Below are 22,970 nucleotides of genomic sequence, written 5' to 3'. Positions count from 1 at the left end.
AAATACAAAAAGATAATGTTTACAGGACTTATAGAGGAAATAGGACATATAAAAGCCATGAAAAAGGGTAGTAACTCAATTCGTTTGACTGTTGCTGCTAATAAAATTATGGATGATGTGAAACTGGGAGATAGTATTGCAACTAATGGTATTTGCTTGACGGTTGTTGATTTAGATTCCAATAGTTTTTCAGCCGATGTGATGCCCGAAACGATGAATCGCTCAAATTTTCACTTACAAAAAGAAGGTTCTCCAGTAAATTTGGAAAGAGCGCTTCGTGTAGGAGATAGAATGGGTGGTCATATGGTGAGTGGTCATATCGATGGTGTGGGTGAAATAATCTCTCAAACTAAGGATGATAATGCCATTTGGGTGAGTATTTCAGCCCCAAAGAATATGCTTAAGTATATCATTGAGAAAGGTTCAATTGCTATCGATGGAATCAGCTTGACTGTTGCTTATGTTGACGATAAGCAATTTAAAGTATCAATTATTCCATTAACACAGGATGATACAACACTAGTTTCTAAGAAAATTGGAAGTACTGTAAATCTTGAATGCGACATGACGGCTAAATATATTGAGAAGTTCATGTTTCATAAGGATGACGAAAAAGAGGAAAGCCATATCAGTATGGATTTTTTGAAAGAGAATGGTTTTTTCTAAATAAAAGATAAAGAACTGGCGTAAAGTCAGTTTCAGATATAATCAAAATACAATACAACAATATAATTCTATACAAGATGAAATTTAATACCATTGAAGAAGCGATTGAAGATATCAAAGCCGGAAAAATGATTGTGGTGGTTGATGATGAAGATCGTGAGAATGAAGGTGATTTGTTAATGGCAGCTGAAATGGTGACACCAGAGGCAATTAATTTTATGGCTCGTCAGGCTGGAGGTTTAATCTGTATGCCAATTATTCAAGAGCGTTTAGATGAATTGAATATTGACATGATGGTGCAAAAAAATACAGATGCAAAGCAAACTGCTTTTACTGTAAGTATTGATGCTGCCGATTGTAAAACAGGTATTTCAGCTCATGAAAGAGCACATACTATTAAGCAGATTTTTGATAAAAATGCAAAACCTGAAGATTTTACACGTCCAGGGCATGTTTTCCCATTGGTAGCTCGTAAAAATGGGGTTTTGGTTCGTGCTGGTCACACCGAAGCTGCTGTTGATTTAGCTCGTATGGCAGGTTTGTATCCAGCAGGTGTTATCTGTGAAATTATGAACGATGATGGTACTATGGCTCGTGTACCTCAACTGAGTGAGTATATCAAAAAGCATAGTTTGAAAATGGTCACTATTGCTGATTTGATTGAATATCGTCGTCAGACTGAGTCGATGATTGAGAAGATTACCGAAACAGAAATGCCTACTAAATATGGTAATTTTAAAGCTCATGGTTATATTAATAAAATTACAGGAGAGCATCATATTGCACTTGTAAAAGGAGAAATAAATATTGACGATGAGGTGTTAGTTCGTGTGCATTCTGAATGTTTAACAGGTGATGCTTTTGGTTCATTACGTTGCGATTGTGGTGATCAGTTGCAAGAAGCCATGCGTCGTATCGAAGCAGAAGGAAAAGGTATTTTATTATATATGCGTCAAGAGGGACGAGGAATAGGTTTAATAAATAAGCTTAAGGCCTACAAATTACAAGATGAAGGAATGGATACTGTAGAAGCAAATATAGCTCTAGGTTTCAAAGCTGATCTTCGTGATTATGGTATTGGTGCGGCTATTTTATCTGATCTAGGCGTTAGAAAATTAAGGCTAATGACTAATAATCCTTTGAAAATATCAGGATTAAAAGGTTATAATCTTGAAGTTGTAGGTCGTGAAGAAATTGAAATGACTTGCCAGGAAAAGAATGAATTTTACTTGCATACTAAGATGGAAAAAATGGGACACCTTTTACATCAGGATGCAAAATGGAATCAAGTAAATAAATAAAAATAATATAAAATTTCAGATACTAGGTTGGGGGATTCCAATTATAGATCTCTAATCCAAAATCTCAAGGAAATGAATATAATTGAAGGAAAGTTAGTTGCTGAAGGTTTAAAGTTTGGTATTGTTGCTGGACGATTCAATGAATTTATTGGAGGTAAACTTCTCGAAGGTGCAATTGATGCTATTAAGCGTCATGGTGCTTCGGAAGATGATGTTGATGTTGCTTGGGTTCCAGGTGCATTTGAAATTCCATTGATTGCTAAAAAAATGGCTAAATCTGGAAAATATGATGCAGTTATCTGTTTAGGAGCTGTAATCAAAGGATCTACACCACATTTCGAGTATGTTTCTGGTGAAGTAACTAAAGGAGTAGCTGCTGTATCATTGGATCAAGAAGTACCCGTAATATTTGGTGTTTTAACTACTAATAGCATTGAACAAGCAATTGAACGTGCGGGAACAAAAGCTGGGAATAAAGGTTTTGAAGCTGCAGTATCTGCAATTGAAATGGCTAACCTATTGAAGCAGTTTTAATAAAGATATTTTTTGTCTGATTCACACTCACAAAAAAATGAGAGAGCACCTACTTAATAAGTTAGGTGCTCTTTTTTATATATCAAACTTCATTTAGTCGATTAGCTTTTCAATTGAAAAATCTTCCATACTTTCCAATACTTGGTCGGCAACAACAAATTGTTTGAGATTACTTGCATTTGTATCAGGAATCGCAACACATTTCATATTCGCTGCCAAAGCTGCTATTACACCATGAAATGAATCTTCTAAAACTAAACATTCTGATGGCGAAACATCAAGCATTTTTGCTGTAGATATAAAAGTTTGAGGATGAGGTTTGCCATATTCTTCAAATTGAGCTGAATGAACAACTTCAAAATACGATTCAAGATCTAGTTTTTTTAGAACGGCTTTAATTATTCTTAGATGTGATGACGAAGCCAAGGCAATCTTATAATTTTTAGACTTTAATTCTTTTAGAGTTTTTTCAACACCTGGTAAAGCAAGACCTTTTTCCATAACAAGATCAATAACTCCATCAATAATTTGTTCAGCAGTTTCTGCTTGCGTCTCAACCTGATTAGGAAATCTTGAAAATATAATATCTAATACTTCGTCAATTCGTTTTCCCATGAAACTTTCGAAATCATCTATGCATAAGTTTATGCCTCGTTTAGAGAATGTATTCTTCTGACTTAGACGCCAAAATGGTTCTGAGTCAATTAATAACCCATCCATATCAAAAATTACAGCTTTAATCATTCTATTTGTGTTGATTCTAATTGAATGCAAAAGTAGCAACAATATTCTTGACATGAGCCGATGTGCTTACGATTTGATTATATTGCATGCTCTTGATAGGAATTCTATTATCTTTATTTAACGAAAGGAAAAGTTACATCGTTAATCTATGTTAAAACATAGGCCGTTTATGTTTAAGCGGAAGGTAATTTTTTAATTTTGTTTAAACCATCATTATTTTCTATGGATATTGTAGTTGAACATCTTACTAAACGTTACGGCCCACAAAAGGCAGTTGATGATATTTCTTTTACAGTAAAGGCTGGAGAAGTCCTTGGCTTTTTGGGACCTAACGGCGCTGGTAAAACAACGACAATGAAAATTCTTTCTTGTTTTCTATTGCCAGAAGAAGGCGATGTGAAGATAGGGGGTTACTCCATTCATGAACATCCTGAAAAAATTAAGAAACACATAGGTTATTTACCTGAGAACAATCCCTTGTATCAGGATATGAACATCATAGATTTTCTTGAGTTTATTGCTAGAATACATGATATTCCCAAGCATCTTATTGAAGAGCGATTGCTCGATATGGTTAAGGTGTGTGGTTTGGAAGGAGAGAAACATAAGCTTATTAGAGAATTATCGAAGGGCTATCAACAGAGAGTTGGTTTAGCACAAGCTTTAATCCACGATCCAGATATTTTAATTCTCGATGAGCCAACAACTGGTTTAGATCCCAATCAGATTGTGGAGATTCGCGAATTAATTAAAAGAATTGGAAAGGAAAAGACGGTTATACTAAGTTCACATATTCTTGCTGAGGTAGAGGCTACATGCGATCGTATTTTGATTATAAATAATGGTCGAGTTGTGGTAGATGGTACTGCAAAAGAGATGAGAAAGCAGGCACAAGGAAGTGAAATTCTAAAAGTTGGTATCGCAGGAGGCGAAATCAATGATATCTTTGAAAAGTTGATGGAAATAGAAAGTGTTGAGACTGTAGATTTTTTAGATTTTGAATGTCAAATTCTGGAAGTTCAATCGTATCCCAATATGTCATCGGTGAAAGCTATATTCGATATTTGTGTTGCAAATAATTATTATATAACAGAGTTAACTCCTGTTGAAACAAAGCTTGAAGACATTTTTAGAGAATTAACAACTCAGTAGAGATCTAGAATATAATTAGTATTAATCTTAAATTCTAATTCAACTTTTCATATGAATCAAATTTTACAAATAGCTAGGCGTGAGTTGGTAGGTTTTTTTGCCTCTTTAATGGGCTATGTTTTAATCATTATGTTCCTGGGTTTTAGTGGTTTTTTCACATGGATATATGGTGATGATATTTTTTTTATAGGAGAAGCAAATCTAAATATCTTTTTTAAAGTTGCTTATTGGTCACTTTTCTTTTTTATACCTGCTCTCACCATGCGATCGCTAACGGGGGAGATAAGAGGTGGAACTTTGGAGTTGCTGTTGACAAAACCCATAACTTATTGGCAACTTATTCTAGGGAAATTTACCTCTACTATTATTCTTATATCTATGGCTTTGGCTCCAAGCGTTATTTATTATATCAGTTTGTGGTCTATTGGTTCTGTTGATCATCCAGCAATTATACTTGGTTATATTGGTTTACTTATGATGAGTATGAGTTATATCTCTTTAGGGATATTTTGTTCTAGTTTAAGCGATAGTCCTATCATTGCCTTACTAAGTACTTTGTTTATTGGTATTTTCTTTCACCAGATTTTCGAAACTATTGCAAGTTCAAGCTTAGGTGTAATGGGCAGTTTTTTTAGTTCTTTAAGTATGTTTACGCATTTTGAATCGATATCAAGAGGAATTTTTGATCTTCAGGATTTTATATTTTTCTTTTCGATGATATTTTTTGGTTTGTATGCTTCAAAAGAAATTTTGGTATCTCGTAATTTGAATGCTTAAAAGAATTTATAGATGAGATTTAAAAATAATATTATAGTTCATTTAGTTGTCGTTCTTTCATGTTTAATTTTATTAAACATTGTGTCGTCGTATATCTTCTTTCGTGTAGATTTTACTGCAGATAAGCGATATACACTTGATAAAGAGACAAAAAAAATTCTGAGGGAAGTCAAAGATCCTATCATTATAACATTATATATTTCCGAAGATTTACCTCCTGATATCAGTCGAACGATTAGTGATTTTAAGCATTTACTTACGGAATATAATAAGCATAGTAGCAAGCGTATAGAGATCGAAGAAGTTAACCCTAATTCTAATGAAGAATTAGAAATGAAGGCCATAGAAGTAGGCATTCATCCGGTGCCATTAGAAGTTAGAGAAAAAGACCAAGTAAAGGTACAGAAGGTCTTTCTAGGACTTGTTATTCAAGTTGGTGATAAATCGGAAACCATTCCTTTAATTCATCCTGGAATTGCGATGGAATATAATTTATCTACCATGATTAAGCGCTTAACCATTAGGGATAAATCTAAGATCGGTTATATTGTTGGTCATGGAGAACCTGTGTTGGCCACTTTAGATCAAATGACTAAGGAACTTTCAGTATTGTATGATATAGACCGTATTAACCTAAATAAGAATGTGGATCTTAGTGATTATAAGGCGATTATTATTCTGTCTCCATTTGAGGAAATATCGTCACGAGAATTTAAGCGTTTAGATAATTATTTAGGAGCAGGAGGTGGTATTTTTGTAGGTATCGATAGAGTTAATGGTATTCTAAATCATGGAATTGGTGTTGGAGTAAATACAAATCTTGAAACGTGGTTAGAGAAAAAAGGTATTTTAGTTGAAGATGCCTTTATTGTTGATAGAAAGTGTAGTACTGTAACTGTTCAAGAGAAAGGTTATTTTTCGTATCCACAGCAAGTTAATTTTCCTTACTTACCATTGATTACTGATTTTTCAGATCATAGTATTACAGATGGTATTGAAGCCATGATTTTGCAATTTGCAAGTCCAATAACTTATGTTGGAGATTCAACTTTAGTTTATACAGAGTTAGCATGGACATCTAAAATGTCTGGAAAAGTTAAGGCTCCAGTCAGTTTTAATATTGGTCAAGTTTGGCGACCATCTGATTTTTTATATCCGAGAGAAACTGTTGCCGCACCCCTTCGTGGTCCTATTGTTAGCGATCAAGAAGCACGTCTTTGTGTTATTGGAGATGGTAATTTTATTGTGAATGGAGTAGGAAAACAGAGAATTACTATTCAGCCAGATAATATCAACTTTATTGCAAATGCTGTAGATTGGTTGAGTGATGATTCGGGACTAATGAGTTTAAGAACTAAAGGTGTACAATCTCGTCCATTAAATGAATTATCAGATTCTAGAATTCTATTTATAAAATATTTCAATTTTTTATTTCCTCTACTACTCGTTGTTTTACTTGGTATAGTTCAATTTCGACAAAGAAGTCGTAAGCGAAGTCGATTGATGAGGCCAGGAGTTGTGAAGTAGCTTTCTTCTATCGGTTTCTTGTAATTAATTAAGTTTTGTTGTGATTTTTACAATAAATAAATTTAACCAAATTGTAGTATCTTTACCTCTCAGAAGAAGAAAAATATAGAGAATGGATTTCGAAAAAATTAAACAAAAACTTGAACAATATAAAAGTGAAGGTAAACGTATGTTTGCGAGTTCTTCATTTCAAACGCATAGTATTGTTTTACTTCACATTATAAGTCGTATTGATAAGGATATACCTATTTATTTTATCAATACAGGGTTTTTATTTCCTGAAACAATAGCTTATAAAGATCAATTAGCGAACGAATTTGGTTTAAATATTATTAATACTAAATCTGATGTTCCTAAGTCTTTGCAAAAGGATGCGAACGGAAATTTCCTTTTTACCTCAGATCCCGATTATTGTTGTCATATAAACAAGGTTCAACCTTTAGATAGTGTATTGGCTGATAATGATGTGTGGATTAATGGTGTAAGAGCCGATCAATCTGCTGTGCGTAAAGCTATGGAAATAGAACAACCAGCGCCTCACGGTGTTATTCGATTTCACCCCATGTTAGATTGGAGTAAAAAAGATATCTATCAGTATTTGAAGGAATGGAATTTACCACATCATCCGCTCGAAGCGCAAGGCTATGACAGTATTGGCTGCGAACCTTGTACTCGAAAAATGACGATGGGAGATGATAGAGGTAGCCGCTGGTTTGGTATGAAAAAAACCGAATGTGGGTTGAATACTGACTTAGTAGTGAAAAAGAAATAAATTAGAATTCTCAAAATTCAAGATACGAAATGAGCCATTTGTATTGGCACGTTTTTCCCGATGCCTATCGGGATCGCAATAATATAAAATTGTAATCTTATGAAAGTATTAATTACAGGTGGTGCAGGATATATTGGTACAGAACTTTGTGTCACATTAGATAAAAATCCAAAGGTTAAAGAAATTATTGTTTTGGATAACCTTAGTAGAGGAAATTACAATTTATTTTTACATTCTCAGATAAAGCCAGGCAAAATTAAGTTTGTTAAGGCTGAATTGCTTGATTCTATAAGTTTAGATAAAGTACTTAAGGATGTTGATGTGGTTTATCATTTAGCTGCAGAGAATACGAATGATGAAAAATTACATCATTTACACGAGCAGATTAATAATTGGGGAACTGCAGAGCTAACTTATGCTATTGAAGAAAGTAATGTAAAACAAGTTATTTATTTGAGTTCAATTGCTGTTTATGGTCAGGCTAAGGAGGAGAATAATTCAAAATCGATTGTAGAACCTAATACGTCTTTTGGTAGTTCGAAACGAAGAGGTGAGCAACATATAGAGAGACTAGGAACTAAAATTAAAACTTATATTCTGCGACTTGGAGAGGTTTATGGATATGGAGCAAGTCTAAATATGGATGGTTTATTGAATAGTTATATGTTCGATTCACAATTTGTGGGTCGTATCTCTGTACAGGGTAATGGGAAGCAAGAGCAGTCTTTTATATCTCTTCATAAAGTAAGCGAGATTCTGTCGAACTTATTAGATAATGATTTGGCAGGTGGTATTTATAATCTAGTTGATGAGAAGAAATCTGTATTAGATTTGATTGATTCGTTGAAGACATTAAATCCAGATATGGAAATGGTATTCACCAATAATCATTTGGAGTTACCAAGTCAGGTAGCAAAGACTGATGACGACTTATTAGCTCTGTACACAAGTCCAGAACTTAGTTTTGACGAAGAGCTTAAGAACTTTAAAACACACTTGCAGTTATCTAGTATGTAACTGTATTAAGATATATGTAAAAAGAGCCATGCTTCACTGAAGTATGGCTCTTTTTTATGAAATAAAAATTAGTATATCTAGGATGTTTAGTCTAATATCATGCTTATTTGTGTAGCCAAAGAATGGCTTTCATTGGGTTTAATAGTGATAGCATCATTCATATTGTTGGCTGCTTCAACACACAACATGTTTTGATATTCTTTATTTCCTAAATCCGTCATCTTAGCAGCAAGTTCATCACCTGGATTCCAAATTACAGTTATTTGACTTCCTTCTTTATCAATTTGAATTTTACGCTTATAATCAGGATCGTGAACAATACATGTTTTGGAAGTGTCGAAATATTGACGATCGACTTGCCCTTTTATAGAAAGTAGAGATTCTTTTTGGAGGCTTTTAACATGAAGAACATCATCTCGATATTGTATGTTTTCTAATCCTTCAACTTTCACTTTTTCACTATCACTTATATTCAAGTATGAGTGAAGTGCACCTGTTATTGTAAACGCTTTATCATCCTTATTAACGGTAGTCAGCTTTATTTTTAGGCTTTTACCAATCGTCAGGCTTACTTGTGTTTCAAATTTATAAGGCCAAAGAACTTCTGTGGCTTTTGAGTTTTTTAGTTGTAATTTAATCTGTATTTCACCTTTACTTGATGAGGTTTGAATGACCTCCCAATTTGATAATCTGGCAAAGCCATGTGATGGTAAGTCTTTATTCTCTGGATGAGCACCAAACCATGGCCAGCAAATAGGAATACCACCTCTTATTGCTTTCCCGTTTTGATAGAAGGCTTCTTTGCTTAGAAAAATTAAATTGCGTTCTTCTTTAGGTGTAAAGCTTAAAACTTGGGCTCCATATAGTGAGAGCTTTGCACTTGCATATTCTGATTCAATATTCGCAATAATCATATGTTTTTCTTTCGAAAAAGTAAGTTGATTATCTATGCCGTAAGTATTGTTTAGTTCGTCTAATAACATATTAATTAAATTTTATTGCCAATAATGTCTTGTTTCAACCTCATATAGAGGTGCTAAGTTAGTTTTATGTATTGATTAAGAATTTACATTGGATCTACATCAAATTGAACCAATACCATTTTAAATCGATCAATAGCTTTTAGGTTATTAGCCTCGCGATTAAGAATCCACTTGGCTCTGGCTGGCGAGCTTTTCTTTTCAATTTTCAATAGAATATTCACAATGAAATAGTTCTGAATTCGATTGATAACTGGAGCTTGAGGACCAAAAATACGAATACCAAAGGTCTTTCTTAACGATCTAGCTAATGTGTTTGCAGCTTGAGTCAATAAACCGTTGTTTTTGTGTTTAAGTGTGATGTTGATTAAACGATAAAAAGGAGGATAGATAAACTCTTCCCTTTCTGTCATTTGTGTTTGGTACATACTTAAATAATCATTTCTTAAAACGGCTTGAATAATAGGATGTTCTGGCTCGTGAGTTTGAATGATAACCTTTCCTTGTTTGTTTTTACGTCCTGCACGACCTGCAACTTGAGCCATGAGCTGATAACTACGCTCGTGAGCTCTAAAATCTGGAAAATTGAGTATCGAGTCGGCATTTAAAATACCTACCAAAGAAACGTGATCGAAATCTAAGCCCTTCGATACCATTTGTGTTCCTACTAAAATATCTAGTTCTTGATTTTCGAATTTATAAATGAGTTTTTCGTATGCTGTTTTGCTACGAGTGGTGTCCAAATCCATTCGAGCTATTCGAGCTTGAGGGAAAAAAGCTCGTAATTCATCCTCAATTTTTTCAGTACCAAAGCCTTTATCAACCATATCGGTCGATCCACATTGTTTACAGCTTTGAGGAACTTGTTCGCTATGCCCACAATAATGGCAGGTTAGTTGATTATTATACTGATGATAAGTTAAGCTTACTGAACAGTTTTCGCAATGAGGAACCCATCCGCATGATTTACATTCTAAAAAAGGTGCGTAGCCTCGTCTGTTCTGAAAAAGAATCACCTGTTCTTTATTTTCAAGTGTCTGTGTTATTCCATCAAATAACTCAGGCGTGAAAATTGATTTCATTCTTTTTTTACGCTTGGCTTCTTTCAAATTAGCAAGCTCAATTTCGGGCATTTTCATATCCTGAAAACGATGCGTTAATTCAACTAAAGCATATTTGTTCTGCTTACAGTTTGCATAGGTTTCTATCGCTGGAGTTGCTGTTCCCAAAAGAGTTTTAGCCTGGTGTAAATGGGCTAAGAATATGGCTGCATCGCGGGCGTGATAACGAGGAGCAGGGTCGAATTGTTTGTAAGTATTTTCGTGTTCTTCATCAATAATAATTAAGCCTAAATTACTAAAAGGAAGGAAAATTGATGAACGTACGCCTAAAATGACTTGATAAGATTTATCTGTATTGTCTTGTTGGATATTGTTGTAAACCTCGACACGTTCTGCATTGTTAAACTTAGAATGATAAACACCTACTTTATTGCCAAATACACGTTTTAATCTGCTTATAATCTGAGTTGTTAAAGCAATCTCTGGTAACAGATAAAGAACTTGTTTTCCCAGCTTAATTTGTTCTTGAATAAGGTGTATGTATATCTCTGTTTTTCCACTTGAGGTTACGCCATGAAGTAAAGTCGTATTTTTAGACTTAAAGCTTTCTCGTATTTCTTTTATTGCTTGATCTTGATGTTCGTTTAGTTCTTTTAAAGGTGTTATCTCAGCATCAGAGAAATCTAATCGATCTGCTGTTTCATAATAGATTTCTAGAATGTTTTTATCTACTAAGGCTTTTAGTATTGAGGTACTTAAATTACAGCTTAATAATAATTGTGCTGAATTAACTTTTTCTGGAGTTTCAGCAATGCCTTGTTTTGAAAGATTCAAATAGGCAAAAAGAAGTTCCTGTTGTTTCTTAGCTCGCTTAAGTTTATTGAGAATCTCTCCAATTTGATCCTCAGTTATAGATTTTTGGAGACGAACATATTTAATTTGCTTTTCCTTGTAGGAACTTATAACTCTTTCTTCAATTTCAATGGCATTTTTCTCAAGAAGTTTCTTCACTTGAGGGAGTACATTTTTTAAACCACTTGCCTGATTAAGGGTTTGTATGCTGACATCTTTCGATTTCTTTAAAACATCAAGAATAATTTCTTCAGTTTTTGAGAGTTGCTTGCTAGCTACAAAATCTTCGCGATATGAAATTTTAGTTTGGCTTTCAAGTTTTAAACCTGCAGGAACAGCTGCCTTGTAAACATCTCCAAGACTGCTCTGATAGTATTCTGAAATCCAATCCCAGAATAGGAATTGAAAACTGTTAATAATAGGAAATTCATCTAAACAGACAATAATATCTTTCACTTCGTAATCCTTGGGAGAATTCTTGTGAATATTTTTTACAATGCCCGAGTAAATCTTTTTGCTTCCGAAAGAAACAACGACTCTTTTTCCAATGGCAACTTCATCTTGCAATTCCCATGGAATTGAATAGGTGAATAAGCCTGCTAATGGAAGAGGTAAAATTAGATCTGCAAAAAGGGATCCTGCGTTCATAATTTATTCATTTTTCTCAAAGTTATGTCTTGTGATGAATATCTCAAGATTTGAGGGGGAATTTTTTCAAAAAAAATGAATGGTGAACGCAGTGGCCTTTTGCAGAATTTAAATATCAATTAGATAGATAGAATATCGTTGATTGTAAGCAATGATTCTTTTACCTTCTTTCTATTCTTAATGGTTTTGTTGAAAGATACCTGAGAAACTTCTCCGTTAACTATTCCAACCATAATACTTTTTTGGTCGTCAAGTAAAGCATCAACAGCAGCTACACCTAAAGTACTCGCTGTTACACGGTCAAATGCTGATGGTGAACCACCACGTTGCATGTGTCCTAATACTGATACTCTAATATCATATTCAGGATGTTTCTTCCCAATTTCGCTTGCAATAGTGTAAGCTCCACCAGATTTGTCACCTTCGGCAACAATAACAATACCCGAGGTTTTATGAGCCGTGTATCCTTTTGCTAAATATCTCTCAAGATCTTTTAAATGGGTTTGACGTTCAGGAATAAGAATCGCTTCAGCACCCGCAGCAATACCACTTCTTAATGCTAAAAATCCAGCATCACGGCCCATTACTTCAATAAAGAATAAACGGTTGTGTGCACTTGCTGTGTCACGAATTTTATCTACAGCTTCAATAACAGTATTTAAAGCGGTATCATAACCAATCGTGTAATCTGTTCCGTATAGATCGTTGTCAATGGTTCCAGGAATCCCTACTACAGGAATATCGTACTCTTGAGTAAAAATACGAGCTCCAGAGAATGTACCATCTCCACCAATTACAATAAGAGCATCAATTTTGGCAGCAACCATTTGGTCGTGGGCTTTTTTTCTTCCTTCAGCACCTCTAAATTCTTCACTTCTTGCAGAACAAAGAATTGTTCCTCCTCTTTGGATAATATTACTTACATCATGAGATTCCATATTTTGGAAATCACCATGAATTAAACCTTCGTAACCTTGTTTTACACCTACAACTTCTAATTTGTTGTAAATGGCTGTTCTTACAACGGCACGGATAGCTGCGTTCATTCCTGGCGCATCTCCTCCAGATGTAAGTACACCTATTTTTTTTATTCTCGACATGCTAATTATTTATTTAATTTCTGATTTAATATTTGTTTCTATTTGTTTCATAAGCCAACTTGGCGTAGAGGTTGCTCCACTAATACCTATCGATTTGGCTTCAGAAAACCAAGTCATTTTAACTTCATCGGGTTGAGAAACAAAATAACTTTGTTCATTCTCTTGTTTGCATACATCAAACAAGAGTTTACCGTTTGAGCTTTTTCTCCCACTTACAAAAACGATAACATCGTATTTCTTTGCAAACTCACGAATATTAGGCATTCTGTTCGCTACTTGACGGCAAATTGTATCGTTTATTTTTAAATCATTCTGACATTTTAATTTTAGAACATCAGTAATTTCTTTAAATCCTGAAATGGTTTTGGTTGTCTGTGAGAATAGAGACACAGGTTTTTCAAAATCAACTTTTTTAAGATCTTCAACACTTTCTATTACGTAGGCTTCACCTTCAGTTTGTCCAACTAAACCGTTTACTTCAGCATGACCAAATTTGCCATAAATTAAAATTTGACCTTCTGTTCCCTTAAATTCTAGGAAGGTTTTTTTTATCCTTTTTTGAAGGTTTAAAACCACAGGACAAGATGTGTCAATAATTTCAAGGTTATTTTCTTTTGCTTTTTCATAGCTCAAAGGCGGTTCTCCATGTGCTCTGAATAAAACTTTTGTATTCGAAAGTTTTTCAAACTCATTATGGTTTATGGTCTTTAATCCTAGATTTTTTAGACGATCAACCTCAATGTTATTGTGTACAATATCGCCAATGCAATAAAGCGTTTTATTTTCTGTAAGAGCTTCTTCAGCTTTTTTAATAGCGTTAACAACTCCGAAACAGAAGCCTGAATTTTGGTCAATTTCAATAATCATTGTACGTATCAATTGATTGTGAGATATAATGTTTATTGTATTTCTGCCATTTTAGTAACAATCCATTCTAGCTGTTCTTCTTTTGTTAGATAGCTATTATTTAAAACAATGGCATCATCAGCTTTTTGTAAAGGACTTTCATCGCGATTTTCATCGATAAAATCCCTTTTCTGTACATTTTCGCGAATAGCATCTAAAGAGACATCATCGCCTTTTTCCTTCAACTCTTTAAATCTTCTAGCAGCTCTAACTTCAACATCGGCTGTCATAAAAATTTTAAGATCAGCATTAGGAAATACAACTGTTCCTATATCGCGTCCATCCATAATCACAGCACCTGCTTCGCTAAGCTTACGCTGAAGGGCTACCATTTTTTCACGAACAAACTTAATTGTTGCTATCAAGCTCACATTATTTGAGACATCTAGACTTCTTATTTCATCTTCAACCAATTCACCATTCATAAAGGTTTCGTGGCGTTCTAATTCGTCGTTATATGAGAATGTTATGTTGATGCCGTCAATTAGATGAGCTAGCTTGCTTTCATCAAGTTTATCATCTTTTATTAAATTATGACGCATGGCAAAAAGGGTGATCACACGATACATTGCTCCAGAGTCGATGTAAGTGTAATTAATCTTTTTTGCTAAATCTTTTGCCATGGTGCTTTTCCCACAAGAAGAATGCCCATCAATGGCTATAATCAGTTTGCGTTGTGTCGTGTTCATTGTATTTTGTTGTCGATATATTTTGTGATATCTGCAACAAAAGTATAAAGAAAATACCTGAAAAGACGAGTATGTAAAGGCAAAATTGATGCTTAGCCTCTTTGTTGCTTTCTGTAAACGATTGCAATGAGGGGTTTGGTCTTGTTTATTTTAAGAATGAGCTAGATGTCTTGAATTGAAGTGACGAAAATAGAGTCTAATTTGTATAGAATTCCAGGAATGAATTGTACAGTTTGTTTTTCGAATACTTCATTATTATGAGAGACTTTATTAAGCTACTTTTCCCTTCCGTTTTATCTGCGAAAAGAAAATTCCACTGATTACGATTAGCATACCCACAATCTTTTGGATTGTTATAACTTCATCAATAACAAAATAGGCGAATATTGCCGTGAATACAGGGATAGCATTAATGAAAATATTACTTTTTGTGATGCCCAAGTAGCTTAAGCCATAGGTAAATAGTATAAAAGCTAGTGTTGATGCAAACACAGCTAATAAGATCAATGAATTGATTACTTCTTGCGTTGGAACTGCATGTATAAACTGCTGCCAATCAAAAATTAAAAACAGGGGTAGGAAGTAGAGTAGTCCCAAGCTATTTTGATAAGTTATTAGAGTAATTGGGCTATATTTTGAAGTCAGTTTTTTTAAAACAACAGAATAACCAACTGCCGAAGCTACAGCCGTAAACATGCATGCTAAGCCAATAGGAGAAACAATGAGTGAGAAACTTTTATTAAAAATAATGATAGATACGCCAATAATTGAGATTATAATGCCTAAAATATTCATTTTGCTTAACTGCTCTTTATGAAAATAGTAGGCGGCAATAGGAGCAAATAAAGGTATGGTTGAGACAATAACGGCTCCAATGGTTGATGACACATATTTTAAGCCAAAACTCTCACCTAAAAAATACAGAAAGGGTTCAAAAAATGCTAAAGCCATTAAACTTAATCGATCTTCTTTTCTAATTCTCCCTATTTTTTTGAATCCTTTCCCAATTACGAATAAAAGAATTGATGAAATAAGAAGTCGTAAGAATACTGTGGTGATTGGGTTGTAGACCAGATAGACTACTTTGGTCCATACAAAAGAGAAGCTCCAGAACAACATGGCAAGTATAATACTGCCGTATATTAGTAATGATTTTTTATTCATTTTTGATGAGTGAATTTTAGAGTGGTAAATGTAATTAAAAGCTTGGAATGATTTGCTTGAAATAAGGAACCAAAAACGTATAGATTCGATAAAAAATATCAGGGTTCTGCAATAGTGTGGTTTATTGGTTGTAAATCGTTGGTACTATATTTTTTTATGTAAGGGAATAAATTATTGATGGTGTAAATTTAAGACTGCAAGTCGATATACAAGAAAATTAGGTACAAGTGCTATGTGTTGTTATTTTTACAAAACTCGCAAGGGAGTATCAGAAAATAGTAACTGGGTTTTTATTCTCAGTAAAGGTTTATCTTCTTGCTAAAAATTGGTATTTCCATTAAAATAGATTTATCTTGTTATCCATTAGGTTATTTAAGTAGAATAATGTGATTTGTAAGAATAAAATAAATGCGCATAAGAACTCTTTATAGTCGTTCCATTGTAGGTTTTATATATCGGCCTATATGGTTTTGAATTCCTGATTAGAAATACATAGTTTCTTTACTCAATCTTTTGTTTATCCACTTGTCGAGATAAGGACTTCTTTTAAATGTAATTTTCTGTTTTGAATTTCTTATAGCTTTGAGAAGAGAGAATAATTCAAATAAATTGCAAAATTTTCATTGCCAATTTTCTTGCTATTAGTTTTATAGTAGTACGTGATATTACGGCAATGTTTTCATAAATAATAGATGTTTTTAAAAACTCACCTTATTTAAAACTTGTTCGTCAAGTTGTAATTCCCGGAATGAGGAATTGGGAAGATCAAATTATGAAGAATTTAATTTTAATGATTCTAAGACATCTTACAACTTATTTAATGCGGTTAAAAAAGAATGTAAACCTTAATCTTAGTGATGTGTGAAAATAAATTTAGGGTTTGTAATCCAAATTTGTTTAGCCTATTTGAACAGAAAAATATCCTGTAATTAGAAACTATTTATACTGTCAATTCTTGACTGTAAATAAGCTACTATGATTGAAATCTATTATAAAAATAATGAAGTAAAAAAATATAAATCTATTGATGAGATTGAATATCTACCCAATCAGATTTTTAGTATTCGGTTTATGGGTTTCATTAATACCGATTTGGACCTAATTGCCAAGAAATTTGATCTTGACTTAACTTCCTTTAGCAAAAAAGAGGATATAGAAATAAGTTCACATTATATTGAATCATATAGCCAACTATCTTTGAATTTTACAATTCCAAGCTTTTCTTCTGATAATGATTTTGAAGAAAAGGATATCTATATTCTGATTAAAAACGATATCGTATTTACATTTCTTTCACCCGATCTAGAAGAGAATTTAAATCAATTAACACAAATTATTTATAATTTTAAGAATACTAATATTGAAACTTATCATCAATTATTTCTTTTTCAAATTGGAGTCATATCAGATTATTACGCCGATATTGTTGAGTTAATTTCAAAAAAAATAAAAGATCTTTTTCAAAAGACGCTCAAATCCAAACAGTTTAGTGAGAGTGATCTGGATTACATAACAGAGTTAAAATTTAATAATCTCCTAATTCGGGAATCACTTTCAGAGTTCCAAAGAATTCTTCTGTTGTTAAAAAAGAGCGATAACTATAACGACAATTCATTCAATAAAATTAACGAGGAAATAGACGACCTAACAGTAATTGCAGATTATTTACAATATAATTTCAATAGATTAGATGATTTGAGTGGAAATATCAATAGCAAGATAGAATTGGAACAAAATAATATTTTTAAAATTCTTACCATCATAACAGTTTGTATTTCGTTACCTACTTTAATTGTTGGAATTTATGGGATGAATTTTAAATATATGCCAGAACTAAATTGGGTTTTAGGCTATCCAGCTATTATTTTGTTTGTAATTTTAAGTTTTATCCTCCCATTAATCTATTTCAAAAGGAAGAAATGGTTTTAGGATAGTACCGAACCAAGAATAAACAATACAGCTAACAAAATACTTAGATATCTCGAAAAATATTGAGGTAGACTATAGTAATATTTATTAACGTATAATAATTTTATGATTCAAACCAAAGTGTTTAGTACAACAAACAAACCGAATTTAAGAGAAAAAGAAAATCTAGTTGGCTTTTTATTTGATAATTTACAAGAATATGGAGACCCAAAGTCTGATATTGAAAAAGCCATTAGTTACGCATTAAAAGAAACACCTTCTTTTGGAGGCTTTGTTTTGGTGTCATATTTGGAGAATGAAATATCAGGTGTGGTAGTCGTTAACCAAACAGGAATGAAAGATTATATTCCTGAAAACATTCTTGTTTACATTGCCACACATAAAGATCATAGAGGTAAAGGAATAGGAAAAGTCTTAATGCAAAAGGCTATTGAATTGGCGGAAGGTAATGTTGCATTGCATGTAGAACCTGAAAATCCGGCTAGATTTTTATATGAAAAAGTAGGATTTAGTAGTAAGTACATTGAAATGCGTTTAGTAAAGCCCACAAGTAATTAAGACCCCATTAGCTCAAAGTATTAAGTATATAGGTTAATAACTTTAATATCTAAAAAAGTAGCTAAATGATAACAAAAATTATTGCGTTGAGGCATGAAATTCATCAACATCCTGAAGTTTCAAATGATGAATATAAAACCTCAGAGAGAATTGAAAACTTTATGAAGTCCCTGTACCCAGATGAAATTATAAATCTGGGTAAAACAGGCAAAGCCTTTATTTTTAAAGGCACAGAACCTGGAAAAACGATAGTCTTTAGAGCAGAATTGGATGCTTTGCCTATATTGGAGGAATCTTCACTTTCCTATGCTTCTATCAATAAAAATGTATCGCATGTTTGTGGTCACGATGGTCATATGGCCATTTTAGCAGGTTTCGCTCAAAAATTAGCAAGTGAAACGACCAAATACGGTAAAATAGTCTTTCTATTTCAACCAGCTGAAGAAGTTGAACAAGGTGCTTTAGACGTTGTGAACGATTCTGCATTTAAAAATATGAAGCCAGATTATATTTTTGCACTTCATAATATTCCTGGTATAAAAAAACATAGTATCGTTATAAAGAGCGGGAGTTTTGCTGCAGCTTCAAAAGGAATGACCATTAGGCTTTTGGGTAAAATAGCTCATGCGGCCGAACCTGAAAATGGAATCAGTCCGGCAAATGCTATTTCTAAGATTATTAACCAGCTCCATCAATTAAAAGAAAACAAACGTCTATTTAAAGATTTGGCATTATTAACCATCATTCATATTCAATTGGGTGAAATATCTTTTGGTACATCACCAGGTTATGCCGAAATAAGAATCACTTTGCGCTCCTTCGAAAACGAAGATATGGAGGTGTTAACTGCTCATTCCGAGAAAATAATCAATGAAATTTCGAAAGATGAAAATCTAGATTGCAGAATTTCTTATTCCGAAGAATTTCCTGCAAGTGTAAATGACGATGAATGTTTGGGCTATGTTGAAGAGTCGGCAAAACAAAATAATTTGGAAATAGAAACCATTGAGCACCCATTCAAATGGTCCGAAGATTTTGGGTATTATTCTCAACAATACAAAACATGTTTATTTGGATTAGGCTCAGGCACATCACAACCGCCACTTCACAATTCTAAATACGATTTCCCTGATGAAATAATTGAAAGTGGAATAAATATGTTTTATAGTATTTATAAAAAAACGAATAAATTATATGACTGAAAGTTCTCTAGTAACTTTAAACGAAGAATCTGTAAAAAATAACGTGACTTTTCTGAAAAAGAAAATGGGCAATAATGTCATAATATCTGCCGTAGTTAAAGCAAATGCTTATGGACATGGTATAGAACATATTGTCCCTCTTTTTGAAAAGTATGGAATAAATCATTATTCGGTTTTTAGTTATCATGAGGCTGTTAGGGTTTATAATTGTCTTTCTGAAAGGAGAACCATAATGATAATGGGGTGGATTTCGGATACGGACATAACTGATGCGATTGATAAAGGAATTGAATTATATATTTTTAATATAGAACGATTAGTTTTAGCAATTGAGTGCGCTAAACAACTAAACAAAAAAGTAAATATTCACATCGAAGCAGAAACGGGAATGAACCGTTCTGGTCTCACCGAAGAGGATCTAATTAAGGCCATTGCGATAATTAAAGAAAATGAGCAATATCTAAATTTAGTTGGATTTTGTACTCACTTGGCAGGTGCGGAAAGTATATCAAATCATTCACGAATATTAAAACAATTAAAGAGTTACCAAAGGATGTCAACTGTTATGGAAACAAATGGTTTAAGTCCTAAAATTAGACATGTCGCAAATTCTGCAGCCTCATTTATTTACCCAAAAGCACGAATGGATATGGTTAGAATAGGTATTATGCTTTATGGTTTTTGGTCTAGTAGCGAAGTTTTTATTCAGTATATAAATAACCGAAAAAATAAAATTAATCCCCTGAATCGAATTTTGGGTTGGGAGAGTCGCATCATGTCGATTAAAGAAGTTAAAACGGGTCAATTTATTGGTTATGGAATTTCATATTTGGCACAAACAGATATGAAAACTGCTCTTATTCCAATTGGCTATTCATCAGGCTACAGCCGCTCGTTAAGTAATAAAGGTAGAGTACTTATAGGAGGACATCTTTGCTGTGTTATTGGGGTGGTAAATATGAATATGCTTATTGCTGATGTTACGCATATACCCAATGTAAAACTTGGTGATGAGGTTGTGATAATAGGGAAACAAGACAGTTTAGAAATAAAAGTAAGTGCTTTTAGCGATATAAGTGATGAACTGAACTATGAAGTGTTAGCTCATTTATCTGAATTAATTAAACGAACTACGATTAAAAAAATATAAACATGGCATTTGTAACATTAGATATTAAGAAACTAAAATCCAACTTTGATTACCTTGATAAGCTCTTTAAAAAGAATAATATTGAATGGTCTATTGTCTCAAAAATGCTGAGTGGCAATAAAATATTTTTAACTGAATTGCTAAAATTTGATTTCAAGCAAGTCTGTGACTCTCGCGTGTCCAATTTGAAGGAAATTAAATCAATTAATCCCAAAATTGAAACCATTTATATTAAACCACCTGCGAAACGTTCAATAACAAGTATTGTTAAATATGCAGATATTAGTATGAATACCGAGTTCGAAACGATTAAACTGTTATCGAAAGAAGCTGAAAAGCAAAATAAAACGCATAAAATCATAATAATGATTGAGCTTGGTGAACTTCGAGAAGGTATTCTAGGTGAGGACTTTATTGCTTTTTATGAAAGCGTTTTTAAATTGGGAAATATTAAAGTTGTAGGTATTGGCACAAACCTTTCTTGCTTGTATGGTGTGCTTCCTAATCATGATAAACTCATTCAGTTAAGTTTATATGAACAGTTAATTGAAGCTAAATTTGACAAACATATTCCTTACGTTTCTGGAGGATCTTCAGTAACGATACCTTTGATATTTCAAAATCTATTACCCAAAGGAATTAATCATTTTCGAGTAGGCGAAACCTTATTTCTTGGTACAGATGTTTATAACAACACAAAATTTAAGAAGATGCACTCTAATGTATTTAGTTTGTATTCTGAAATAATAGAATTAATTGAAAAATCTGTTGTTCCAATGGGTGAGATGGGAACAAATGTAGAGGGAGAGTGTTTCGAATTTAACGAAACAGACATCGGTGAAACGTCATACCGAGCAATAATTGATTTAGGTTTGCTTGACGTAGAAACTGATCATCTTGAATTTGTTGATAAAAGTTTAAAAATCATCGGCGCAAGTTCAGATATGATAGTTGTTGACCTTGATGAAAACAAAAAGAAATATAAAGTTGGAGACTTAATCGAGTTTAAGTTAGATTATATGGGCATCATTCGAATAATGAATTCAAAATATATTGAAAAAAAGATAGCTGGAGCTTTGAAAATATAATGGAAGAACTAATCTTATTGTTTTAGTTCTATTGTGACGCACCCTAAATCCTCGTAAGTTCTTTTACGGGGATTATTTTTATAGTTTACGATAGTTCAATTATTTAAAACTAGACGTATTGCTTTGAAATAAAGACATAAAAAAAACGCAGAAACTTTATAAAAGTTCTGCGTTTTACATTGGGGTGGATGATCGGTTTCGAACCGACGACCTCTGGAACCACAAACCAGCGCTCTAACCAACTGAGCTACAACCACCATTTGTTCTCTTTTGCGATGCAAAGATATGAAAAACTAAAGTTAACTTCCAAACCAAATTGTAAAAAAGATAATAAAATATTTTAGCTATGTCTTGTTGTTGTTGCCTTGCAATTAGTTAGGCTTATTTTTTTTTTCAGATAAATATTTGTTTTCCTTTGTAGTGCAAAGAAAAAGGTTCTTTTTGCTGAAAATTTAGACTAAATAGACAATTATGGAGTTTTTTATTGACAACGAGAATATAGAAAAACAATTTCAGAAATTATTTAAAAAAATTCTCAATATAAGAAATGGGGAAGCGTATTCTGAAATGAATAAATATGGATTGAATTATAAAAATGCACTGGGCGTTTCAATTGTTAATTTGAAGGAGATCGCAAAACAATATGAGAAAAACCATTTGCTTGCTCAAAAGTTATGGGCAAAAGGATTTCGTGAAAGTCGAATTGTTGCCAGTTTGTTGGAAAAACCTGAGGACACAAGTAAACAACAAGTGAAGAGATGGATTGAGGAAGCTGAAAGTAATGAATTGCTTGAACAGATGTGTATGAATTTATTTGTTGCCTTGCCAGAACTTGATACGACATTGATTTCTTGGATTAAATCAGAAGAAGCAAAGGAGCAGCTTTGTGCAACAATGGTAATTGGTCGATTGGCTTTAATCGATAAGGAGAGAGGAGATGTTAGTTTTGAAAACTTCTTGAATAGCATGCCTTCTCATCTAACTCATTTTTATTTAATTAAACAGATGCCAAGAGTTTTGGGTAAGATAGCTCGTAGAAAAAGCAGTTTGAAAGATCTTGTTTTCTCAAACGTAGCAGAACTGAAAAGAACTGATGATAAGTGGCTTGAGGTTTTTGAAGAATTGCATGCTGAATTTCCAGATGTGAATTAAT

Annotated in this window: 21 protein-coding genes and 1 tRNA gene; 14 read left to right on the top strand and 8 right to left on the bottom strand. The window is 33.1% G+C overall.

Going from position 1 to position 22,970, the window contains the following annotated elements:
• Window positions 1-15 precede the first annotated feature (15 nt).
• The 3 genes from EMN46_RS01200 to ribE all read left to right on the top strand — a co-directional run bounded on the left by EMN46_RS01200 (window position 16) and on the right by ribE (window position 2,501).
• On the top strand, window positions 16-666 hold the full coding sequence (locus tag EMN46_RS01200) for a riboflavin synthase (protein ID WP_154198843.1): 651 nt from the start codon (window positions 16-18) through the stop codon (window positions 664-666).
• Between the two features lie 77 nt (window positions 667-743).
• On the top strand, window positions 744-1,967 hold the full coding sequence (locus EMN46_RS01195) for a bifunctional 3,4-dihydroxy-2-butanone-4-phosphate synthase/GTP cyclohydrolase II (RefSeq protein WP_154198842.1): 1,224 nt from the start codon (window positions 744-746) through the stop codon (window positions 1,965-1,967).
• 72 nt (window positions 1,968-2,039) lie between these two features.
• The gene (gene ribE / locus EMN46_RS01190) at window positions 2,040-2,501 is read left to right on the top strand and encodes a 6,7-dimethyl-8-ribityllumazine synthase (protein WP_154198841.1); all 462 of its coding nucleotides are present in this window, start codon (window positions 2,040-2,042) and stop codon (window positions 2,499-2,501) included.
• A gap of 93 nt (window positions 2,502-2,594) precedes the next feature.
• Here the strand turns inward: ribE and hxpB are convergent, their stop codons facing one another.
• On the bottom strand, window positions 2,595-3,245 hold the full coding sequence (hxpB, locus tag EMN46_RS01185) for a hexitol phosphatase HxpB (protein WP_195715153.1): 651 nt from the start codon (window positions 3,243-3,245) through the stop codon (window positions 2,595-2,597).
• A 222-nt stretch (window positions 3,246-3,467) separates the two neighbouring features.
• Here hxpB and EMN46_RS01180 point away from each other — a divergent pair, with 222 nt between their 5' ends.
• The 5 genes from EMN46_RS01180 (at window position 3,468) to EMN46_RS01160 (ending at window position 8,490) form a co-directional block, all read left to right on the top strand.
• Window positions 3,468-4,397 (top strand): ABC transporter ATP-binding protein, encoded by a 930-nt coding sequence (locus tag EMN46_RS01180; protein ID WP_154198839.1) that lies wholly within the window; start codon window positions 3,468-3,470, stop codon window positions 4,395-4,397.
• 51 nt (window positions 4,398-4,448) lie between these two features.
• Window positions 4,449-5,174, top strand: a complete 726-nt coding sequence (locus EMN46_RS01175) for an ABC transporter permease subunit (protein ID WP_154198838.1) — start codon at window positions 4,449-4,451, stop codon at window positions 5,172-5,174.
• 12 nt (window positions 5,175-5,186) lie between these two features.
• Complete coding sequence (locus EMN46_RS01170; RefSeq protein WP_154198837.1) at window positions 5,187-6,701, top strand: Gldg family protein; 1,515 nt, start codon at window positions 5,187-5,189, stop codon at window positions 6,699-6,701.
• Between the two features lie 112 nt (window positions 6,702-6,813).
• Complete coding sequence (locus EMN46_RS01165) at window positions 6,814-7,473, top strand: phosphoadenylyl-sulfate reductase (RefSeq protein WP_154198836.1); 660 nt, start codon at window positions 6,814-6,816, stop codon at window positions 7,471-7,473.
• Between the two features lie 99 nt (window positions 7,474-7,572).
• Window positions 7,573-8,490, top strand: coding sequence for an NAD(P)-dependent oxidoreductase (locus tag EMN46_RS01160; RefSeq protein ID WP_154198835.1), 918 nt, complete (start codon window positions 7,573-7,575; stop codon window positions 8,488-8,490).
• Window positions 8,491-8,576: 86 nt separating this feature from the next.
• On the opposite strand, the gene EMN46_RS01155 is transcribed toward EMN46_RS01160, so the two are convergent.
• The 6 genes from EMN46_RS01155 to EMN46_RS01130 all read right to left on the bottom strand — a co-directional run bounded on the left by EMN46_RS01155 (window position 8,577) and on the right by EMN46_RS01130 (window position 15,890).
• Window positions 8,577-9,473, bottom strand: a complete 897-nt coding sequence (locus tag EMN46_RS01155) for a D-hexose-6-phosphate mutarotase (protein ID WP_154198834.1) — start codon at window positions 9,471-9,473, stop codon at window positions 8,577-8,579.
• 83 nt (window positions 9,474-9,556) lie between these two features.
• Window positions 9,557-12,031, bottom strand: coding sequence for a primosomal protein N' (gene priA / locus EMN46_RS01150; protein WP_154198833.1), 2,475 nt, complete (start codon window positions 12,029-12,031; stop codon window positions 9,557-9,559).
• A 119-nt stretch (window positions 12,032-12,150) separates the two neighbouring features.
• On the bottom strand, window positions 12,151-13,131 hold the full coding sequence (pfkA, locus tag EMN46_RS01145) for a 6-phosphofructokinase (RefSeq protein WP_154198832.1): 981 nt from the start codon (window positions 13,129-13,131) through the stop codon (window positions 12,151-12,153).
• Window positions 13,132-13,140: 9 nt separating this feature from the next.
• Window positions 13,141-13,998 carry a 4-hydroxy-3-methylbut-2-enyl diphosphate reductase gene (locus tag EMN46_RS01140; RefSeq protein WP_154198831.1) on the bottom strand — a complete coding sequence of 286 codons (858 nt, stop codon included), beginning with the start codon at window positions 13,996-13,998 and terminating at the stop codon, window positions 13,141-13,143.
• Between the two features lie 32 nt (window positions 13,999-14,030).
• Complete coding sequence (gene cmk / locus EMN46_RS01135; RefSeq protein WP_154198830.1) at window positions 14,031-14,726, bottom strand: (d)CMP kinase; 696 nt, start codon at window positions 14,724-14,726, stop codon at window positions 14,031-14,033.
• A 270-nt stretch (window positions 14,727-14,996) separates the two neighbouring features.
• Entirely contained in the window at window positions 14,997-15,890 is an 894-nt protein-coding gene (locus EMN46_RS01130; protein ID WP_154198829.1) for a DMT family transporter, read from the bottom strand.
• 975 nt (window positions 15,891-16,865) lie between these two features.
• Between EMN46_RS01130 and EMN46_RS01125 the strand changes: the two genes are divergently transcribed.
• From EMN46_RS01125 to EMN46_RS01105, 5 genes are all read left to right on the top strand, one after another.
• Window positions 16,866-17,819 carry a CorA family divalent cation transporter gene (locus tag EMN46_RS01125; RefSeq protein ID WP_154198828.1) on the top strand — a complete coding sequence of 318 codons (954 nt, stop codon included), beginning with the start codon at window positions 16,866-16,868 and terminating at the stop codon, window positions 17,817-17,819.
• Window positions 17,820-17,924: 105 nt separating this feature from the next.
• The gene (locus tag EMN46_RS01120) at window positions 17,925-18,377 is read left to right on the top strand and encodes a GNAT family N-acetyltransferase (protein ID WP_154198827.1); all 453 of its coding nucleotides are present in this window, start codon (window positions 17,925-17,927) and stop codon (window positions 18,375-18,377) included.
• A gap of 65 nt (window positions 18,378-18,442) precedes the next feature.
• Window positions 18,443-19,579 carry an amidohydrolase gene (locus tag EMN46_RS01115; RefSeq protein ID WP_154198826.1) on the top strand — a complete coding sequence of 379 codons (1,137 nt, stop codon included), beginning with the start codon at window positions 18,443-18,445 and terminating at the stop codon, window positions 19,577-19,579.
• Window positions 19,572-20,729, top strand: coding sequence for an alanine racemase (alr, locus tag EMN46_RS01110; RefSeq protein ID WP_154198825.1), 1,158 nt, complete (start codon window positions 19,572-19,574; stop codon window positions 20,727-20,729). Before EMN46_RS01115 ends, alr begins: the two co-directional genes overlap by 8 nt.
• 2 nt (window positions 20,730-20,731) lie before the next feature.
• Window positions 20,732-21,817 (top strand): alanine racemase, encoded by a 1,086-nt coding sequence (locus EMN46_RS01105; protein ID WP_154198824.1) that lies wholly within the window; start codon window positions 20,732-20,734, stop codon window positions 21,815-21,817.
• 180 nt (window positions 21,818-21,997) lie between these two features.
• On the opposite strand, the gene EMN46_RS01100 is transcribed toward EMN46_RS01105, so the two are convergent.
• Window positions 21,998-22,074, bottom strand: a tRNA-His gene (locus EMN46_RS01100).
• Between the two features lie 214 nt (window positions 22,075-22,288).
• On the opposite strand from EMN46_RS01100, the gene EMN46_RS01095 reads away from it, so the two are divergent.
• Window positions 22,289-22,969, top strand: coding sequence for a DNA alkylation repair protein (locus EMN46_RS01095; RefSeq protein WP_154198823.1), 681 nt, complete (start codon window positions 22,289-22,291; stop codon window positions 22,967-22,969).
• Window position 22,970 lies beyond the last annotated feature (1 nt).

The sequence above is a fragment of the Ancylomarina sp. 16SWW S1-10-2 genome (genome assembly GCF_009669305.1).
In the GTDB taxonomy this organism is placed as follows: domain Bacteria; phylum Bacteroidota; class Bacteroidia; order Bacteroidales; family Marinifilaceae; genus Ancylomarina.
Note: the sequence above shows the minus strand (reverse complement) of the source record. Positions and strands in the feature narration are given on the sequence as shown.

Coding starts and splice junctions, on each gene's coding strand:
- EMN46_RS01200 (WP_154198843.1), top strand. CDS start 16: ATGTTTACAGGACTTATAGAGGAAATAGGACATATAAAAGCCATGAAA.
- EMN46_RS01195 (WP_154198842.1), top strand. CDS start 744: ATGAAATTTAATACCATTGAAGAAGCGATTGAAGATATCAAAGCCGGA.
- ribE (WP_154198841.1), top strand. CDS start 2,040: ATGAATATAATTGAAGGAAAGTTAGTTGCTGAAGGTTTAAAGTTTGGT.
- hxpB (WP_195715153.1), bottom strand. CDS start 3,245: ATGATTAAAGCTGTAATTTTTGATATGGATGGGTTATTAATTGACTCA.
- EMN46_RS01180 (WP_154198839.1), top strand. CDS start 3,468: ATGGATATTGTAGTTGAACATCTTACTAAACGTTACGGCCCACAAAAG.
- EMN46_RS01175 (WP_154198838.1), top strand. CDS start 4,449: ATGAATCAAATTTTACAAATAGCTAGGCGTGAGTTGGTAGGTTTTTTT.
- EMN46_RS01170 (WP_154198837.1), top strand. CDS start 5,187: ATGAGATTTAAAAATAATATTATAGTTCATTTAGTTGTCGTTCTTTCA.
- EMN46_RS01165 (WP_154198836.1), top strand. CDS start 6,814: ATGGATTTCGAAAAAATTAAACAAAAACTTGAACAATATAAAAGTGAA.
- EMN46_RS01160 (WP_154198835.1), top strand. CDS start 7,573: ATGAAAGTATTAATTACAGGTGGTGCAGGATATATTGGTACAGAACTT.
- EMN46_RS01155 (WP_154198834.1), bottom strand. CDS start 9,473: ATGTTATTAGACGAACTAAACAATACTTACGGCATAGATAATCAACTT.
- priA (WP_154198833.1), bottom strand. CDS start 12,031: ATGAACGCAGGATCCCTTTTTGCAGATCTAATTTTACCTCTTCCATTA.
- pfkA (WP_154198832.1), bottom strand. CDS start 13,131: ATGTCGAGAATAAAAAAAATAGGTGTACTTACATCTGGAGGAGATGCG.
- EMN46_RS01140 (WP_154198831.1), bottom strand. CDS start 13,998: ATGATTATTGAAATTGACCAAAATTCAGGCTTCTGTTTCGGAGTTGTT.
- cmk (WP_154198830.1), bottom strand. CDS start 14,726: ATGAACACGACACAACGCAAACTGATTATAGCCATTGATGGGCATTCT.
- EMN46_RS01130 (WP_154198829.1), bottom strand. CDS start 15,890: ATGAATAAAAAATCATTACTAATATACGGCAGTATTATACTTGCCATG.
- EMN46_RS01125 (WP_154198828.1), top strand. CDS start 16,866: ATGATTGAAATCTATTATAAAAATAATGAAGTAAAAAAATATAAATCT.
- EMN46_RS01120 (WP_154198827.1), top strand. CDS start 17,925: ATGATTCAAACCAAAGTGTTTAGTACAACAAACAAACCGAATTTAAGA.
- EMN46_RS01115 (WP_154198826.1), top strand. CDS start 18,443: ATGATAACAAAAATTATTGCGTTGAGGCATGAAATTCATCAACATCCT.
- alr (WP_154198825.1), top strand. CDS start 19,572: ATGACTGAAAGTTCTCTAGTAACTTTAAACGAAGAATCTGTAAAAAAT.
- EMN46_RS01105 (WP_154198824.1), top strand. CDS start 20,732: ATGGCATTTGTAACATTAGATATTAAGAAACTAAAATCCAACTTTGAT.
- EMN46_RS01095 (WP_154198823.1), top strand. CDS start 22,289: ATGGAGTTTTTTATTGACAACGAGAATATAGAAAAACAATTTCAGAAA.